Source organism: Nonomuraea cavernae (genome assembly GCF_040655715.1).
Lineage (GTDB): Bacteria > Actinomycetota > Actinomycetes > Streptosporangiales > Streptosporangiaceae > Nonomuraea > Nonomuraea cavernae_A.
The window spans coordinates 210955-228255 of sequence record NZ_JBFAKL010000007.1; the positions used below are offsets into that span (position 1 = coordinate 210955).

General features: G+C 73.5%; 16 protein-coding genes. 9 read left to right on the forward strand and 7 right to left on the reverse strand.

Features of this window, described 5'->3' with window-relative positions:
* Positions 1-7 precede the first annotated feature (7 nt).
* Genes AB0I38_RS13055 through AB0I38_RS13065 form a run of 3 tightly spaced genes read right to left on the reverse strand, consistent with a single transcriptional unit; the run spans position 8 to position 3655 of the window.
* The gene (locus tag AB0I38_RS13055) at positions 8-799 is read right to left on the reverse strand and encodes a carbon-nitrogen hydrolase family protein (protein WP_358466349.1); all 792 of its coding nucleotides are present in this window, start codon (positions 797-799) and stop codon (positions 8-10) included.
* Positions 759-1700, reverse strand: coding sequence for a DUF418 domain-containing protein (locus tag AB0I38_RS13060; RefSeq protein ID WP_358466351.1), 942 nt, complete (start codon positions 1698-1700; stop codon positions 759-761). The genes AB0I38_RS13055 and AB0I38_RS13060 overlap by 41 nt, the downstream gene beginning before the upstream one ends.
* A complete protein-coding gene (locus AB0I38_RS13065) occupies positions 1697-3655 on the reverse strand; it encodes an alpha/beta hydrolase (protein ID WP_358466353.1) in 1959 nt (652 codons plus the stop codon). Before AB0I38_RS13065 ends, AB0I38_RS13060 begins: the two co-directional genes overlap by 4 nt.
* 25 nt (positions 3656-3680) lie before the next feature.
* On the opposite strand from AB0I38_RS13065, the gene AB0I38_RS13070 reads away from it, so the two are divergent.
* Entirely contained in the window at positions 3681-4847 is a 1167-nt protein-coding gene (locus AB0I38_RS13070) for a pyridoxal phosphate-dependent aminotransferase (protein WP_358466355.1), read from the forward strand.
* A gap of 21 nt (positions 4848-4868) precedes the next feature.
* Here the strand turns inward: AB0I38_RS13070 and AB0I38_RS13075 are convergent, their stop codons facing one another.
* Complete coding sequence (locus AB0I38_RS13075) at positions 4869-5954, reverse strand: FUSC family protein (RefSeq protein ID WP_358466357.1); 1086 nt, start codon at positions 5952-5954, stop codon at positions 4869-4871.
* Between the two features lie 123 nt (positions 5955-6077).
* On the opposite strand from AB0I38_RS13075, the gene AB0I38_RS13080 reads away from it, so the two are divergent.
* Positions 6078-6617, forward strand: coding sequence for a TetR/AcrR family transcriptional regulator (locus tag AB0I38_RS13080; RefSeq protein ID WP_358466359.1), 540 nt, complete (start codon positions 6078-6080; stop codon positions 6615-6617).
* On the opposite strand, the gene AB0I38_RS13085 is transcribed toward AB0I38_RS13080, so the two are convergent.
* Both AB0I38_RS13085 and AB0I38_RS13090 read right to left on the reverse strand, forming a co-directional pair.
* Positions 6610-7296 carry an alpha/beta fold hydrolase gene (locus AB0I38_RS13085; RefSeq protein WP_358466361.1) on the reverse strand — a complete coding sequence of 229 codons (687 nt, stop codon included), beginning with the start codon at positions 7294-7296 and terminating at the stop codon, positions 6610-6612. The genes AB0I38_RS13080 and AB0I38_RS13085 overlap by 8 nt on opposite strands.
* 9 nt (positions 7297-7305) lie before the next feature.
* Positions 7306-10158, reverse strand: a complete 2853-nt coding sequence (locus AB0I38_RS13090; protein ID WP_358466363.1) for a tetratricopeptide repeat protein — start codon at positions 10156-10158, stop codon at positions 7306-7308.
* 185 nt (positions 10159-10343) lie between these two features.
* Between AB0I38_RS13090 and AB0I38_RS13095 the strand changes: the two genes are divergently transcribed.
* Complete coding sequence (locus AB0I38_RS13095; RefSeq protein ID WP_358466365.1) at positions 10344-11438, forward strand: ring-opening amidohydrolase; 1095 nt, start codon at positions 10344-10346, stop codon at positions 11436-11438.
* A gap of 114 nt (positions 11439-11552) precedes the next feature.
* On the opposite strand, the gene AB0I38_RS13100 is transcribed toward AB0I38_RS13095, so the two are convergent.
* Positions 11553-12245, reverse strand: a complete 693-nt coding sequence (locus tag AB0I38_RS13100) for a B3/B4 domain-containing protein (RefSeq protein WP_358466367.1) — start codon at positions 12243-12245, stop codon at positions 11553-11555.
* Between the two features lie 173 nt (positions 12246-12418).
* Here AB0I38_RS13100 and AB0I38_RS13105 point away from each other — a divergent pair, with 173 nt between their 5' ends.
* From AB0I38_RS13105 to AB0I38_RS13130, 6 genes are read left to right on the forward strand one after another with little or no spacing between them, the layout of a single operon-like run.
* Positions 12419-12961: an SseB family protein gene (locus AB0I38_RS13105; protein ID WP_358466369.1), complete on the forward strand. Its 543-nt coding sequence runs from the start codon at positions 12419-12421 to the stop codon at positions 12959-12961.
* A 41-nt stretch (positions 12962-13002) separates the two neighbouring features.
* The gene (locus AB0I38_RS13110; RefSeq protein ID WP_358466371.1) at positions 13003-13638 is read left to right on the forward strand and encodes a prepilin peptidase; all 636 of its coding nucleotides are present in this window, start codon (positions 13003-13005) and stop codon (positions 13636-13638) included.
* A gap of 44 nt (positions 13639-13682) precedes the next feature.
* Entirely contained in the window at positions 13683-14864 is a 1182-nt protein-coding gene (gene aroC, locus AB0I38_RS13115) for a chorismate synthase (protein ID WP_358466373.1), read from the forward strand.
* Entirely contained in the window at positions 14861-15361 is a 501-nt protein-coding gene (locus AB0I38_RS13120; RefSeq protein ID WP_358466375.1) for a shikimate kinase, read from the forward strand. The genes aroC and AB0I38_RS13120 overlap by 4 nt, the downstream gene beginning before the upstream one ends.
* On the forward strand, positions 15358-16434 hold the full coding sequence (gene aroB, locus AB0I38_RS13125) for a 3-dehydroquinate synthase (protein ID WP_358466377.1): 1077 nt from the start codon (positions 15358-15360) through the stop codon (positions 16432-16434). Before AB0I38_RS13120 ends, aroB begins: the two co-directional genes overlap by 4 nt.
* 43 nt (positions 16435-16477) lie before the next feature.
* On the forward strand, positions 16478-17236 hold the full coding sequence (locus AB0I38_RS13130; RefSeq protein WP_358466379.1) for an SGNH/GDSL hydrolase family protein: 759 nt from the start codon (positions 16478-16480) through the stop codon (positions 17234-17236).
* Positions 17237-17301: the final 65 nt, after the last annotated feature.

A 17301-nucleotide genomic window follows, 5' to 3' on the forward strand; every position in this document is an offset into this window, starting at 1 on the left:
TTCCACTTTACGATCTATTGACCCAGAGCACGCGGTGTTCGAGGCAGGGCAAGGTCGTCCGGGCGGCCGCGGTCGCCTCGGGATCGAGCTCCACGACCTGCACCCCGGGCGCGGTGCCCAGGTCGGCGCGGACCACGCCCAGCGGGTCGACCAGCATGCTGCGCCCCACACCGAACCCGTCGCTGGACTCGGCCGGGTTGGGTGCCTGGCCGACGGCGGCGGTCCACATGGTGTTCTCCAGCGCGCGGGCGCGGACCAGGGTGATCCAGTGGTCCTCCTTGAGCGGCCCCGACCCCCAGGCGGCGATCACCGCGAACAGCTCGGCGCCCTGGTCGACCAGTGCCCTGGCCAGCTCGGGGAAGCGGATGTCGTAGCAGGTGATCAGCCCCACCCTGACCCCGGCCAGCTCGACGACCGTGGGTTCGGAGCCGGGGGCGACCAGCTCGGACTCCCTCGCGCCGAAGGAGTCGAACAGGTGGATCTTCCGGTAGGCGGCCTTGACCTCGCCGGTGGCGTCGATCGCGACGGCCGTGTTGTGCACGCGGCCGTCGCCGGGCTCGAACACCCCGGCGATCACGGCGACGCGGTGCTCGCGGGCGGCCTCGGCCACTCCGGAGACGAACGGGCCGTCGAGCGGCTCGGCCAGGTCGGTGATCCGCCGGCCGTAGCGGGTGAGCGTCGCCTCGGGGAAGATCGCCAGGTCGGCGCCCTCGGCTCGGGCGAGCGCCTCGCGGACCCTCTTGAGGTTTGCCGCCGGATCAGGAGCCACCGGGATCTGGCAGAGGGCGATTGTGGTCACGGCCCGACTCTAACCGGTTGGGCACCCATCGAAACCAGGTCAGGCACCGCCAGACCCACTCCAGTGGGCCATAACGGAAGGTCGACAGCCACCACCTGCTGGCCCACGCCTGGGCCGACAGGGTCACCACCGTCACCAGGACCACCGACCAGCGGGTGGGGTCGCTCGCCACGAGCGGCCCGGTGAGGAAGATCACCAGCGTGCCGGAGACGTAGTTGGTCAGCGCCATCCGGCCCATCGGCTCCAGCACCGCCGACAGTGGCGCCGACCAGCCGGCCCGCAGGAGCAGCAGCAGCCCGGTCGTGTAGGCGACGGCCCCGGCCAGCGCGGCGACGCTGTAGACGGTCCAGTCGCCGGTCATGACCCAGGCGGGGGTGAGCAGCACGGTCGCCAGCGCGCTCACCGCGAACCCCGGCCACAGCAGCCGCTCGGACGGCCGCAGCTGCATCAGCGCCATGCCGACCAGGAACAGGCCGGGGATGAACAGCGAGCCGCCTCCCTCCCGCATCGCCCAGACGACCGCCCCCAGCCCGAGGATCAGCACGGGCAGCCCACCGGCCAGGAATGACGCGGGCAGCAGCACCAGCGCGCCGTAGACGGCGTAGTCGGTCAGCACCTCGCCCTTGTAGAAGGTCTGCTGCAGGAGCCCGAAGCCGAACAGCCAGACCAGCCTGCTCAGCAGCACCCATCGGCCGGCCCGCTGCAGGAACAGCACGAAACCGATGCCGAAGAGCAGCGAGAAGATCGGGTAGAAGCGGGCCTGGAACAGCGCGTCGATCGCCCAGTCGATGCCGGTGCGCGGCCGGTCGGGGTCGCTTGGCAGGTGCTGCCAGGCGTTGACCAGCATGATCCCGCCCACCGCGAAGCCGCGGAGGGCGTCGAGCTCACGGATGCGCGTCACAGGAACCAGGCGAACCACCATACGAGGAATCCGGCGCCGATGAGCGCCGCCACGGCCTGTCCCCATCCGCGCCGCCGCGCGAACGCCGCGAGCGCGAGCACGGCCGAGCCGACCGCCACCCAACTGTACGGCCCGGTCGTCGCGGGCACGCCGACGGTCAGGGTGGCCTCGTTCGCCTGCCCGTACACCTCCCTCGCGACGAGCCAGCTGAACGCCACCCCGGTGAGTCCGGCGTACGCGGTCAGTGCCCGGCCCCGGACCGCGCCCGCGAGCAACTGCGCCAGGGAGGCCAGCGCGAACAGCGCGAACGGCGCGGCCAGCCACGGCGCGGACGCCAGCTGGTAGGGCGCGGCACTCACGCGCACGTCGGCGGTACGGGGCGGCGCCTGCTCGGCAGGGCAGGGGGAGGAGCGCCGGGCGGGGTCGGTGACGAAGGCCCGGATGTGCGCGCGGGCGCACGCGCCGGCCGGGGACCCGGCCAGGGACACCGCGTGGCCGAGGCCGGCGAACTCGACGAAGCGGCCGTCCGGCAGTCGCTCGGCGGCGGCCCTGCCGGTCCCGGACGGCGTCGTGGGGTCGGTCCGGCCGCCGACGGCCAGGACCGGCGCGTCCGTGGTGGAGTTCGCGGGGGCGGACGCGGGCAGCTTCCACGCGTCACACACCGCCTTGTCGGCATTTACGGTGAAAAGTCGGGAGCTGGTGGTGAAGGTGTTGACCGGGACCTCGTCCTGGCACTGCACCGCGTGATACAGCCCCAGCTCGCGGGCCATCAACCCCTCGGCCAGCGCGTCGGCCGGCGGGCTCAGCGGCTCGTCATGCCCGCTCGCCAGAGCACCGACCAGCACGGCCACCACCGCCGCCCCGCCGGCCCCGCCCGCCCCGCCAACTGCGCCGGCCGCGTCTGCTGCGCCCGCCCCGCTCGGCACGTCCGGTGTGCGCGGCGTTCCGCCCGGCTCCCGCAGGGCCTGCGCCAGGAGCGTCGCCGTGTCGTCGCCGGTCAGCCGGGCCGTGAACGCGGAGCCGAGCAGCGGGTCGGTCACGGGCACCCGCGCGGGCCGCGCGTTCAACCTGCGCACCATGGCCTCGAACCGGTCGCGCAGCCCCAGCCGCGCCACCGCGTCGGCCAGCGCCCGGTCCGCCTCGTCGTACCAGGCCGCGCTCTCGGGCAGGAACGAGTCGAGCACCACCGACCGGACACCGCCCGGGTCGGCGGCGGCCACGTCGAGCATCACCCGCGTCGAGTAGCCGACCCCGAACAGGTTCCACGATGGGTAGCCGAGCACCTCACGGAGCCGGACCACGTCCGCCGTGATCTCCTTGGTGGTGTAGCCGCGCAGGTCGACTCCCTGCTCCCGCAGTCGCTCCCGGCAGGCCCCGGCCGCCGCCGCGACACCCGCCCAGCGATCGACCCGCCCACCCGATCCATGCGATCCGCTCGACCCAGCCGACCCAGCCGACCCAGCCGACCCAGCCGATCCAGCCGATCCAGCCGATCCAGCCGACCCTGCCGATCCCCCCGCCACGAGGGCGCCCGTGTCCGTCGTGCCGCCAGTGGCCGGCTCGCGCAGCAGTCCGAGCATCGCCTCGGCCGTCTCCGGGCAGCCCAGCGCGGGCCGCGAGTGCCGGCCGCCGCGCTGCTCCACGACCACCACGTCGCGGTCGGGGAACATCCGGCTCACCGACCCGAGCAGCGGGATGGACGACGTGCCGGGCCCGCCGTTCATGAACACGACCGGGTCGCGCGCCCGGCCGCTCGCCGTCGAGGTGTGTACGGCGAAGCCGACCCTGATGGTCCGGCCCGGCGCGTCACGGCGTTCGGGCACGACCAGGAAACCGCAGACCGTGTGATCGGGCACCGCGAGCGGGCACGGGCTCCGAGCGACGTCGCCCGGCGCCGGACCGGGAGCGAGCGGGGGGAGGACCAGAGCGAGGGCGAGGGCGACCTGGGTGATCACGCGACGACCCTATTAGGGTGGGGCCGTGACGGAAGCACTAGTTTCTCGGATGCGCGGGTTCGGCACGACGATTTTCGCCGAGATGAGCCAACTTGCCGCGCGCACCGGGTCCATCAACCTGGGACAGGGATTCCCCGACACCGACGGCCCGGCGGCCATGCTCGACCGCGCGGTCCAGGCGATCAGGTCGGGTGCCAACCAGTACCCACCCGGCCCCGGCGTGCCGGAGCTGCGCCAGGCCGTCGCCGAGCACCGGGCCGCCCACTACGGCCTGAGCTACGACCCCGACGGCGAGATCCTGGTGACGGTCGGCGCCACCGAGGCCATCGCGACCAGCGTGCTGGCGCTGTGCGAGCCGGGTGACGAGGTGATCGCGTTCGAGCCCTACTACGACTCCTACGCCGCCTCGATCGCGCTCGCCCAGGCCCGGCTGGTCGCCGTGACCATGCGGCCCGAGGCCGGTCGCTTCACCTTCGACCCCGATGAGCTGCGGGCGGCCGTCACGCCGCGGACCCGCGCCATCCTGGTCAACTCGCCGCACAACCCGACGGGCACCGTCTTCACCAGGGCCGAGCTGACCGTCATCGCCGAGCTCTGCCAGGAGCACGGGCTGATCGCCATCACCGACGAGGTGTACGAGCACCTGACGTTCGACGGCGTCGAGCACATCCCGCTGGCCACGCTGCCCGGCATGCGCGAGCGCACGGTGGCGATCTCCTCGGCGGGCAAGACGTTCTCGGTCACCGGCTGGAAGACCGGCTGGGTGTGCGCCCCGCCCGAGCTGGTCACGGCCGTGCAGACGGTCAAGCAGTTCACCACCTACACCGCGAGCGCGCCGTGGCAGCTCGCCGTCGCCTACGGCCTGCGCCACGAGCTGGGCTGGGTGGCCGAGTTGCGCGCCGCCCTGCAGGACAAGCGCGACCGGCTGATGACCGGGCTGACGGCGGCCGGGTTCGAGGTGCTCAAACCGGCGGGCACCTACTTCGTGCAGACCGATATCAGGCCGCTCGACTTCACCGACGGGTTCGAGTTCGCCCGCAGGCTGCCCGAGCTGGCCGGGGTGGTGGCGATCCCGACCGAGGTCTTCTACGACCATCCGGCGCGGGGCAGCCACTTCGTCAGGTTCGCCTTCTGCAAGAAGGAGGAGGTCATCGACGAGGCGGCCGCCCGGCTGAAGCGCCTGTCCGCCTGAGCTGAACGCGGCCCGGCGAGGTCAGGCGGGTCCGGGGGTGTCGAGCGGGGTGAGCGCGGCGCCCGCCTCCTCCGGGGCGGCGCCCGTGGCCAGCAGCAGGTCCACGACGATCGACCGGAGCTGGGCCACGATGACGTGGGCGGAGAATCCCAGGCCCTCGGGCCGCTTGCTGCCGGCCACGGCCAGCAGCGCCTGCCTGGCCAGCACGGGTTCGCGGCCGGCCCCGAGCTCCAGTTGGAGCAGCAGCGCGGCCTCCGACACCTCGCGCATGGAGTCGGCCAGCGAGGGGGACGGCGGGGTGGCCTCGCTCAGCGCCGCCAGGGTGCGGCGGGCCAGCACCCTGGTGTTCCTGAGCGCGTGATCCACCGGCACGACAGCCATCTCGTACCTGGCCAGCCGGGCGCGGCGGTGCCAGTGCAGCGGCGAGATCATGGCGATCTCCTTGCCGGTCGCCAGCGCCTGCTCGAACTCCTCGATCGCCGCCTGTGTGCCGCGCGCCTCCTCCAGCGCCTCGGCGGCCAGCTCCACGTCGCGCTTCTCGATCGCCTCGGCCGCCTGTTCCAGCACGGTGGACAGGGCGTCGAGCACTTCCGAGGCGTGCTTGGCCACGAGGTTGACCGGGCTGGCGGGCAGCAGGGCCACCACGGCGACCCCGATGGCGCCGCCGGCGAGCGCGTCGAGCATCCGGTCGAAGCCGCCCGTGCTGTCGCCCGGCACCAGGGCCGCGACCAGCACGGCCGAGGACCCGGCCTGCAGCGCGAACAGCGCCCCGCTGTCCAGCAGCGCGGCGGTGGCCATGGCCAGCGCCACGACCAGGGCGATCTGCCAGGGGCCCGAGCCGATCCAGGCGACGAGGAGGTCTCCCACGCCGACGCCGAGGCTGACGCCCACGACCAGCTCGGCCACTCGGCGCAGCCGCTGCCCGAGGCCCACGCCGACGCAGATCAGCACGGCGATCGGCGCGAAGAAAGGGCTGGGGTGACCGAGCAGCTGGGTGGCGGCGATCCAGGCGAGCGCGGCACCCACGGCGCACTGCGCGATCGACGGAGCCTTCAGCCCGAACGCGTGCAGCCGCTCCCGCAGATGATCGCCGAGCTTCGTTCGCACGCCTCCACCCTGCCCGATCTATATGACATTACGGTCACATGACCCAATATGGAGGATAGGGGGCAGTAGTACGATCCGCCCCGGTTCATTGTCGTATGCGATCGGGCCCCTATTGTCGACAGCGTGGAACCAAGGAGCCGGGAAGGCACGCGGCGGCGCATCTTGGACGCCGCCTGCCGCCTGTTCGCCGAGCACGGCTACGACGAGGTGACGATGCGGATGCTCGGCGCCGAGGCGAACGCCAACATCGCCCTCATCAACCGCTACTTCGGCTCGAAGCGGGAGCTGTTCGCCGAGGTGCTGGCCCAGCAGGGCAGGTTCCCCGCCGTGCTCGACGAGGGCGGCGACCTGGCCAGGCGGCTGGCCGAGTACGTCGCCGCCCGGCTCGGCTCCGAGGACGCCAGCCCCGTCCTCGCCACCCTGGAGCGCTCGGCGTCCAGCCCGGCGATCCGCGAGCTGGCCCAGGACCGGGTCAGGAGCGCCATCCTGGAGCCGCTGATCGCCCGGCTGGGCGGGGAGGACGCCGAGTTGCGCGCCTCCATCGCCGCGGCGATCATCATGGGCGGCGGCAGGTTCCAGCAGTTGTTCGGGCCCGTGGCGCCGGGGTCGCGCCAGGCGCTGGTCGACAGGCTGACCGGGGTCTTCCGCGCCTGCCTCAGCTGACCTCGCGCTCGCCCTGGTCCAGGAACGCGTCGACCTCGGCCAGGAACGCCTTCCTGGCCGAGACGTGGATCAGGTGCCCGGCGTCGATCGTGACCAGCCGGGCGCCCGGAATGCGCTCGGCCAGCGGCTCGGACCGGACGTGGCTCGACGGCCCGCCCGACAGCACCAGCGTGGGAGCGGTGATCCGGCCGAGCCCACGCGCCCACTCCGGGTCGGGGGCGAGGAACTGCCGCTCGGTATCGTGCACCATCCGCCAGTCGAAGCCGGTGGATTCGTCCTCCACGATGGGCGCGCGCCCTTCGATGGGGTACGGCGGGGGAGGGTCCTCGACGACGAGCCGCTCGACCCGGCCGGGGTGACGCATGGCCAGGAGGTAGGCGACCACGCCGCCCATCGAGTGGCCCACCAGCGTGGCCCGCTCGATGCCGAGGTGGTCGAGCAGCGCCACGATGTCCTCGGCCATGTCCGGCAACGCGTAGTGGCCGGGGCGGCCGCTGCCGCCGTGGCCGCGCAGGTCGGGCGCGATGACGTGGTGGCGGGCGGCGAGGTGCTGGGTGACGCCGTTCCAGTCGTTGTGGTCGGCGGTGCGACCGTGGAGCAGCACCAGAGGGGGAGTGTCCGGGGAGCCTTCCTCCCGGAAGACGAGCTCGACTTCGTTGACGACCGCCGTACGCATCATGCCCGGACCCTACTCCCGCCCCGGCAGCACCATGAGCCGATGGCCGCCGAGGCGCTCGGACAGCGCGGCCAGGAACTCGGGCGCGGGCGGGCCCCAGTCCCAGAGCCGGACGGCGAGGTGCGCGAACGCCCACGGCGGATCGAACCGCCATTCCCGCAGATCGCCGCGCCGGCCGCAGGCCCGGCAGCCGTGCCCCGGGAGCCGGCCCGCGGTCCAGTCCGCGATCGAGGCGGCGATCTCGTCCCATTCGTCAGTCGCCACGCCGTCACGGCTGAGCACCGCTCGCGAGCCGCAGCCTGGGCAGGTCGCCCCCTCGGCCGCCATCGGGTGGCAGGCGATTCGCCCGGTGTGGAGCGAGAGCCCGCCGGGCGGAGGGATCCGCGGGTGCACGGGCCGCGCGTCCAGGGAAAGGACCTGCGTATCCGCGGCGACGACGCCGCCGGACACCAGCCACTCCCTGAGGGAGGAGGCCAGGGACGGGCCGTCGCCCTCCGTCGCGTCGAGGTCGGCCACCCACACGCACCCGGCAGGCGGAGGGCCGCCGCACAGCCGGAGCTCCAGCGCGTGCTCGTCGTCGTGCGGGGCGAGCTCCACGGCGCGCGCCAGGTCGGCGCGGGCCTCGTCGTGCCGTCCCACCCGGCGCAGGGCACGGGCGCGGCGGGCCAGCGCCCAGGGGGTGTCCGGCTCCAGCTCCACGGCGCGGTCATGGTCGGCCAGCGCCTCGTCGTGCCGTCCCAGGATCCGCTGGAGGTCGCCCCGAAGGGAGAGGCCCCAGGCGTAGTCGGGCTTCGCCGTGATCGCCAGGGTGAGGCCGATGATCGCCTCGGCATGGCGTCCCATCAGCCGGTGGGTGACCGCCCGCGTCCCCGCGGCCCACGTGTAGCCGGGCCTCAGCTCGATGGCGCGGGTGAGGTCGGCCAGCGCCTCCTCGTGGCGCCCGCACCGCTGGTGGACCTCGCCCCGGGTGGCGAAGGCCCACGCGTAGCCGGGGTCCAGCTCGACGGCACGGGTGAGGTCGGCCACGGCCTCGTCGAAGCGCGCCATCACCCGGAGGACCTGCCCTCGGCCGCCGAAGGCCCAGGCGTCGCGCGGGTCGAGCTCGACGGCGCGGGTGAGGTCGGCCAGCGCCTCCTCGGGGCGCCTCATCAGGCGGTACGTCTCGCCCCTGTCCCCGACGGCCGGCTGGTAGCCGGGGTCGAGTTCGAGGGCCGCCTCGAAGTCGCCGAGCGCGCGGTCGAAGCGGCAGGCGTAGCGGTGTTCCCTGCCGCGTACGCGATAGGCCTCCTTCAGCCGGTCGGCGGGGAACGTCCGGTGACCGATGAGGACGCCGAGGAACCCGGTGAGATCCCCGTCCTCCCCCAGGCCGGCGCCGAGGTCGCGGCCGAGTGCCGCCAGCCGGTTCGAGTCGGCGTCGGCGCCGGCCGAGGCGATCATCTCGGCCCAGCGGCGCGCCCACGCGGATCCCGCCGCGCAGGCTCCCAGTGCCGTCTCCAGCAGGCCGGGCAGCGAGCCCGCCGGGTCGGCGCAGGCCAGGTGGTAGAACTCCTCCAGCAGGCAGGACTCCCACGTCTCGTCGGCCCAGGCGTCCTCGGCGGCGAGCCCGAGCCGCTCGCGCCGGTCGTGGTAGGCGCCGGCGAGCGCGTGGTGGGCCTGCTGCCAGCGGTACGGCGAGCGGCCCCGGCCGAGCCGGAGCATCGGCTCGCGGACCACGTCGTGATAGCGGCAGCCGCCTCCCGACCGGGTGACGAAGCTCTGCGCCCGCAGCCAGGCGTAGTGGCCGGCCGCGTCGGCACCGGGCACGCCGACGAGCACCCCGACGAGGTCCTCGTCGAAGCGGCGGGGCAGCGCCGCGGTCACGGCCAGGTCGCGCCGGACGGGGTCCGCCTCCCACCGCAGGAACCGGTCCACGAGCCCGTCCGAGGGGTCGGCCACGGCGCCGGGGTCGCTCGGGCGCTGCTCGGCCAGCGTCGCGACCGCCAGCGGCAACCCTCCGGAGACGGCGCTGATCACCTCGATGACCCGCTCGTCCGTCACCGACCTCCGCGCCAGCAGCCGCCTCACCTCGACCTCGGTGAAGGGCACGAGCGGCAGGTCGGCGAGCACGCTCAGGTACGGCGACCAGCGCAACGGGTCGAGCGGCAGCCGTCCGGCCACGGTGACCACGAGGTCCACGGGCGCCTCGCCGTACCTGCCCTCGAACACGTCGCGCAGCCAGTCGTCGAGGTAGGCGCCCGTGCGCTCGTAGGTGTCGAAGAAGAGCGCCAGCGGGCGGGGCAGCTCGCGCAGGCCCTCGAGAAAGGCCGGGGTGAGCTCCTGCGCGGGGGCCGGCGCCGGCTCGCGTCCGCGCAGCCTGTCCATGGCGGCGACGCGGAGCCGGTTGACCTGTTCGGGGTCGATGGCGCCGGTGAGGAGGCTCGCACCCGGGACGAGGGCGCCCACCGTGCCCGTGGCCACCTGGGTCGCGGTCCTGGTGACGGCGCCGGCCACGTCGTCGCCCGCCTCGGTCTCGTGCCTGCGCCTGCGGTAGGCGGCGTGCTGCTGGGTGAACCTCTTCAGCCGCGCGCCCTGCCCCTCGAGTTCGGCGGCGACGGCGGCCATGACCTCGACCACCTCGTACGCCGACTCGTCCACGCGGGCGGTCAGCCGGCCCGCGTCCTGGGCGATCCGCCTGAGCCTGGACAGCAGGAAGGTCTTGCCCATGCCGCCGTCGCCGTGGATCGAGAACAGCACGCGGCGGCGCTCGTCCTCCAGTGGCAGGTCCAGGTTGGCGCGGAAGAAGGCGATCTCCACCTCCCGCCCGATGAACCCGGCCTGCTGGCGCCGGCGCACCAGATCCTGGAGGGAACGAGGAGTGTTCGTCACGTCGTACATCTCAACCGGTGACGGCACTGCCCGCAACGTCTGGCAGACATTGCCCATGAAAGGGGGTCGAGGTCGTCAGTAGCGTCGGGGCGTGCCGCCGGAGGAGGCCGGGTATTTCGCCCGGGGGCGGCTCGGGACGGCGGCCCTCCCTGCTACTGCGGCTCACAGGCGAGAAAGGGCGATAAATGCCGGATCCGATTGAAGTGCGGAAGGTGCCGATCGAGAGCGTGACCGACGCCTCGGGCCTGGAGCGGCTCATCGACGACGGGGTGATCGAGGCGCACCGGGTGCTCGCGGTGGTCGGCAAGACCGAGGGCAACGGCGGCGTGAACGACTACACCCGCATCCTGGCGGACCGGGCGTTCCGTGACGTGCTGGCGGCCAAGGGGCATCCGGCGCCGGAGAACGTGCCGCTGGTGTGGTCGGGCGGCACCGACGGGGTGCTGAGCCCGCACGCCACGATCTTCGCCACCCTCGACCCGTCTCGAACGGTCGCGTCGGACGAGCCGCGCGTGTCGGTCGGTGTGGCGATGAGCGAGGTGATCCTGCCCGAGGACATCGGCCGCCACGCGATGGTGGAGAAGGTCGCGGCCGGCGTGCGCGAGGCGATGAAGATCGCCGGCATCGACGACCCGCGCGACGTCCACTACGTGCAGACCAAGACCCCGCTGCTCACCCTGGCCACGATCACCGACGCCAAGAGCCGCGGCCAGGACACCGCGATCGAGGAGACGGGGCCGTCGATGGACCTGTCCAACTCGACCACCGCCCTCGGCGTCGCCGTCGCCCTGGGCGAGATCGACATGCCCCGCGCCGACCAGATCCACAAGGACCTCTCGCTCTACTCGTCCGTCGCCTCGTGCTCGTCCGGCGTGGAGCTCGACCGGGCGCAGATCGTCCTGGTCGGCAACGTACGGGGCATCGGCGGGCGCTACCGCATCGGCCACAGCGTGATGAAGGACGCCCTGGACGCCGACGGCATCTGGGAGGCGATCCGCGACTCCGGCCTGACGCTGCCCGACCGGCCGCACCCCTCGGACCTGGGCGACCGGCTGGTGAATGTCTTCATGAAGTGCGAGGCCGACCCCACGGGCAGGGTCAGGGGCCGGCGCAACATCATGCTGGACGACTCCGACGTGCACTGGCATCGCCAGATCAAGGCCACGGTGGGCGGCGTGGCGGCCTCGGTGACCGGCGACCCCGCCGTCTTCGTCTCGGTGGCCGCCGTCCACCAGGGCCCGTCGGGGGGCGGCCCGGTGGCGGCCATCTCCACCCCCTGACCGGCCGGTACGAGCGCCACGGCCTCCCCGGGAACGCGCCTCCCGGGGAGGCCGCACGGTCCAGCACGTACGTATGAACGGTTCGCGCGGTCGTACGATCGGTCGTCCGTACGGTCAGAAGTCGAAGCGTGGCGAGGACGCGCTGAGCGTGACGGGCTTCGGGTCCACGGCCCGCAGCGCGCTCAGCTCGCCGACCAGGGCGGTCATGAGCCGCCCGACGTCCAGCGTCGCCGACGGGTGCAGCGCCTCGGCGACGATCAGCACGGACCGGGTCGTGTCACTGACGGCCGACTGGCGGCTCTGCCGGTTGGACCACCGCCGGGCGTGAGCCCGCCCGGCGGCGTCGGCGAAGATCACCTCGCCGGGTTCGGGGTGCTCGGTCTCCCCGGAGAAGGTCAGGTAGGTCTCGTCGCCGGTCGCGTGACGGACCTCCAGGAAACCGGTCACCTCCGCCACGTCGAACACCGCCACCGGGATCGCGAACGCCAGCGACACCGCGTTGCACACGTCGATCAGGGGATGGATCCGCGGCAGCTCCCCTTCCTTCCGGAACCGCCGCAGCAGCGACTCCGAGGCGCATCGGTACTGCGTCGGCTTCAGCCCCATCCGAGAGAAGGTCCGCCGCCACGCCTGGATCTCGGGCAGCTCCGCCTCGGACGAGGCCGCCAGCCGGGAGGCCGCGACCGCGGTGAACGCCTCGATCCGGGTGTCCGGGCGGGCCTCTCCGCCGATCCCGTCGGCGAACAGCGCGCCGGCCGCCAGCTCCGGGAAGTCCCGCCAGATCGTGGTCGCGTGCTGGAAGTACAAACAGATCGCCCCCTGTCGCGGCTCTGGACGGCCTCGCCCCGTCGCGGCCCGCGCGGGCGAGTTCTCGTCCGGCGGACGGTCCCTCGGCCCGGCCCTCGCGGGCCCGACCCTACCTGGTGCCCGCCCGAAGCCGCGGGGAGGACCGGCGGGACGCGCGGGTACGCTCGGGATTTGTGCCGAGCATCCCGCGACCTCTCGACCCCGGCGACGACGGCAGCACCGCGCCCGCCGTCGCCACCGCCCTCGCCTCCTACCAGGACGACACCGCCGGCCCCGCCGAGGTGCTGGGCGCGCTGACCGGCTCCCGGCTCCTGGTGCCCGTGGTCGCGCTGCTGACCGAGTCGGAGGTGGGCGAGCACGGGCTGCGGCAGGAGAAGGAGAGCGAGATGGCGCTGCCCAAGCTCGTCGGCAAGGACGGCCGGGAGGCGGTGCTCGCCTTCACCGGCACCGAGGCGCTGACCAGGTGGCGGCCCGACGCGCGGCCGATCCAGGCCACAGCGCTCCAGGTCTGCCAGGCGGCGGTCCACGAGCGGGCCGCCGCGGTCGTGGTCGACGTGGCCGGGCCGGTGCCGTTCGTGATCGAGGGCACCGCGCTGGAGGCCCTCGCGGCGGCCGAGTCGGGCACGCTCGATCAGCTGTCCGGCGTGACCGTGGCCCGGGTCGAGGCCGTCGAGCCCGCCCGCAGGCGCCGCTGGTTCGCCCGCAAAGCCCGCTGAACGGTTCCCGCTGGGGCGCGTCACCGGACTAGGGTCGCCACGTGGTTGCACTCGTGGCGCTACTCGGCCTCATCGCGGGCCGTTATGTCCGGACATTGGCCGGCGCGTTCGGTGACGATCCGGAGGATCTCCGGGCCGAGGCCCGCGCCGCGCTGTCCGCCGTGCTGCGCACGGTGCCGGTGCCCGCCTGGCTGCCGGCCGTCGAGCTGGCCACGGCCGCGGTGACCGCCCTGGTCGCCTGGCGCGCGGGCCTGCCGTACGTGTACCTCGCCCTGGCGGGCACGGTCCTGGCGATCATCGACTGGCGGACCTTCCGGCTGCCGGACGTGATCACGCTGCCGTCGTACCCCATCCTGGCCCTGACCCTGATCCCCACCGGCGAACTGCCCCGCGCGCTGCTCGGCGGCGTGGCCCTGGCGGCGGTCTACGGAGTGCTGTGGTTCGTCCGGCCCGCCGCCATGGGCCTCGGCGACGTGAAGCTGGCCGGGCTCATCGGCCTGGCCACCGCCGCGCTCGGCTGGCCCGCCTGGGTGCTGGCCGCCGTGGCCGGGCAGCTGCTCGGCGCCCTCTACGCGGTCGCGCTGCTCGCGACCGGCCGGGCGGGGCGCCACACCGAGTTCCCGCTCGGTCCCTTCATGCTGCTCGGCGCCCTGACCGGTCTCTGTCTCGGCAGTTGAACGCCCGGCCATCCCACTAGGCGGCACATGGAAGACTTGTAGGCATGTTGCGCTGGTTGACCGCCGGAGAGTCTCACGGCCCGGAGCTCGTTGCCGTCATGGAAGGCCTGCCCGCTGGGGTCGAGGTGACCACGGCCGCGATCGACGAGGCGCTGCGCCGCCGCCGCCTCGGCTACGGCAGGGGCGCCCGGATGAAGTTCGAGCAGGACCAGGTGACGATCATCGGTGGCGTACGCCACGGCCGCACCATGGGCAGCCCGGTCGCGATCCGCATCGGCAACACCGAGTGGCCCAAGTGGGCGAAGGTCATGGCGGCCGACCCGGTCGACCCCGAGGAGCTCGAGGGGCTGGCGCGCAACGCGCCGCGCTCGCGGCCCCGTCCGGGCCACGCCGACCTGGCCGGCATGCAGAAATACGGCTTCGACGACGCCCGCCAGGTCCTCGACCGGGCCAGCGCCCGCGAGACCGCCGCCAGGGTCGCGCTCGGCGAGGTGGCCAGGCGCTTCCTCAAGCAGGCGCTCGGCGTCGACATCGTCAGCCACGTGGTCTCCATCGGCGAGGCGTCCAGCCCGGCCGAGACGCTCCCGGGGCCGGGTGAGCTGCCCCGGATCGACGCCGACCCGGTCAGGTGCGCCGACCCCGAGGGCAGCGCCGCCATGGTGGCCGTCATCGACAAGGCCCACAAGGACGGCGACACGCTCGGCGGCGTGGTCGAGGTGCTCGCCTACAACCTGCCGCCCGGCCTCGGCAGCTACACCCACTGGGACCGCCGCCTCGACTCCCGGCTGGCCGGGGCGCTCATGGGCATCCAGGCGATCAAGGGCGTGGCGGTCGGCGACGGCTTCGAGACGGCCCGCCGGCCCGGCTCGCGCGCCCACGACGAGATCGCCTACACCACCGAAGACGGGGTGCGCCGCCTCACCAACCGTGCGGGCGGCGTCGAGGGCGGCATGACCAACGGCGAGATCCTGCGCGTCAGCGCCGCGATGAAGCCGATCTCCACGGTGCCCCGGGCGCTGGCCACGATCGACGTCAAGACCGGCGAGGCGGCCCAGGCCCACCACGAGCGGTCCGACGTCTGCGCGGTCCCGGCGGCGGGCATCGTGGCCGAGGCGATGGTCGCGCTGGTGCTGGCCGACGCGGCGCTCGAGAAGTTCGGTGGCGACTCCGTCGAGGAAGTCGCCCGTAACCTGTCCGGCTACCTCTCCTCAATGGTGATCAAATGATCAAGGCCGTGCTGATCGGCCCGCCCGGGTCCGGCAAGACCACCCTCGGCCGCCTGCTCGCCGAGCGGCTCGGCGTGCCCTTCCGTGACACCGACGCCGACGTGGAGGCCGTCGCGGGCAAGCCCGTGGCCGACATCTTCGTCGAGGACGGCGAGGAGCGCTTCCGCGAGCTGGAGCTGCGCGCCCTGCGGCAGGCGTTGACCGAGCACGACGGCGTGCTGTCCGTCGGCGGCGGGGCCGTGTTGCGCGAGGAGGCCCAGGAGGCGCTCGCCGGCCTGCCCGTCGTCTACCTGCAGGTCGGCCTCTCTGACGCGGTGCAGCGGGTGGGCCTCGCCTCGGCCCGGCCGCTGCTCGTGCTCAGCCCGCGCAGCCAGCTGAAGAAGCTCATGGAGGAGCGGCGGCCCATCTACGAGCGGCTGGCGACGATCACCGTGGTCACCGACAAGCGCGAGGTCGAGGAACTGGCCGACGAGATCGCCGAGGGGCTCGGCCGATGACCGCCACGAGGATCGCCGTGCGCGGCGACAGCCCCTATGACGTGGTGGTCGGCACCGGCGTGCTGGGCGAGCTGCCCGGCCTGTTCAGGCCGGGAGTGCGCACGGTCGCGGTGGTCCACCCGGCCGGCCTGCCCGAGATCTCCCGCCCGGTGTGCGCGGCGTTGTCCGACGCCGGCCACGACGTGGTGGCGCTGCCGGTGCCCGACGGCGAGCAGGCCAAGACCATCGAGGTGGCCGCCCAGCTGTGGTCGGCCCTCGGCCGCTACGGCGTGACGCGCTCCGACGCCGTGGTGGGCGTCGGCGGGGGAGCCACCACCGACCTGGCGGGGTTCGTCGCCGGCACGTGGCTGCGCGGCGTTCAGGTGGTGTTCGTCCCGACCACGCTGCTCGCCATGGTCGACGCGGCGGTCGGCGGCAAGAACGGCATCGACACCCCCGAGGGCAAGAACCTGGTCGGCACGTTCCTGCCTCCCGCCGGGGTGCTCTGCGACCTCGCGACGCTGCCGAGCCTGCCGCGTGCCGACTACGTCGCCGGGCTCGCCGAGATCATCAAGGGCGGCTTCATCGCCGACCCGGCCATCCTGGCGCTGATCGAGGAGGACCCCGAGGCGGCCACCCGGCCCGAAGGCCGCCACACCCGCGAGCTGATCGAGCGCAAGATCCAGGTCAAGGCCGACGTGGTGGGCGCCGATCTGCGTGAGGCGGGGCTGCGCGAGATCCTCAACTACGGCCACACGCTGGCCCACGCCATCGAACGCGCCGAGCACTACCACATGCGGCACGGCGAGGCCGTCGCCATCGGCATGGTCTACGCCGCCGAGCTGTCCAGGCTCGACGGCCGCGTGGGGGCCGATCTGGTCGAGCGCACCAGGTCGATCCTGACCTCGGTCGGCCTGCCCACCGCCTACCGCGCTGACGCCTGGCCGCAACTGCGCGATCACATGCGGCTGGACAAGAAGAACCGGGGGGCCGAGCAGCGGTTCGTGGTGCTCGACGGCCTGGCCAGGCCTGCCCGGCTCGAAGGCCCGCCGGAGGAACTGCTGGAAGCCGCCTACCAGGCGGTCACTCAGTGACCCCGGCGGTTCGGCCGCGTCCGGCGGAGACGGGCGTCGGGCGATGAGGCATTACGGCTCCTTCGTGGCCCTCGGTGACAGCTTCACCGAAGGGCTCAACGACGTCGGTCCCGACGGCCGCTACCGAGGCTGGGCCGACCGGGTCGCCGAGCGGCTCGCCGCCGACGACCCCGCGTTCCGCTACGCCAACCTGGCGGTGCGGGGCAGGCTGCTCAACCAGATCGTCACCGAGCAGGTGCCGGTCGCCGTCGAGATGGCCCCCGACCTGGTCAGCCTCTGCGCGGGCGGCAACGACCTGCTCCGGCCGGGCTGCGACCCCGACGCGATGGCCAAGACGCTCGCGCGGGCCGTGCGCGAGCTGCGGGCGGGCGGCGCCGAGGTGCTGTTGTTCACCGGGGTCGATCCGCGTGACACGCCGCTGATGCGCCGCCTGCGCGGCCGCTTCGCCGTCTTCTACCTGCACATTCGTTCGATCGCCGACCTCTACGGCTGCCGGCTGGTCGACCAGTGGTCGATGCAGGGCCTGCGCGACTGGCGGGCCTGGGGCGACGACCGGCTGCACATGAACGAGGACGGCCATCGGCTGGTCGCCGCCCGGGTGCTCGACGTGCTGGGCGTGCCGTTCGACGACTGGCGCAAGGTGTGGCCGGAGCGCTCGGTCGATCCGCGGGCCAGGCGGCGCGAGGACGCGCAGTGGATCCGCGAGCATCTGGTGCCCTGGGTGACCCGACGGCTGCGCGGCACCTCGTCCGGCGACGGCGTCGACCCCAAACGCCCCGACCTGCTGCCCTGGGGTCCTTGAGGTCCGTGTCCGGCCGACCCTGTGCACGGCGGAACGGGTACGGCGAAACCTGTGCGCAGGCGGAG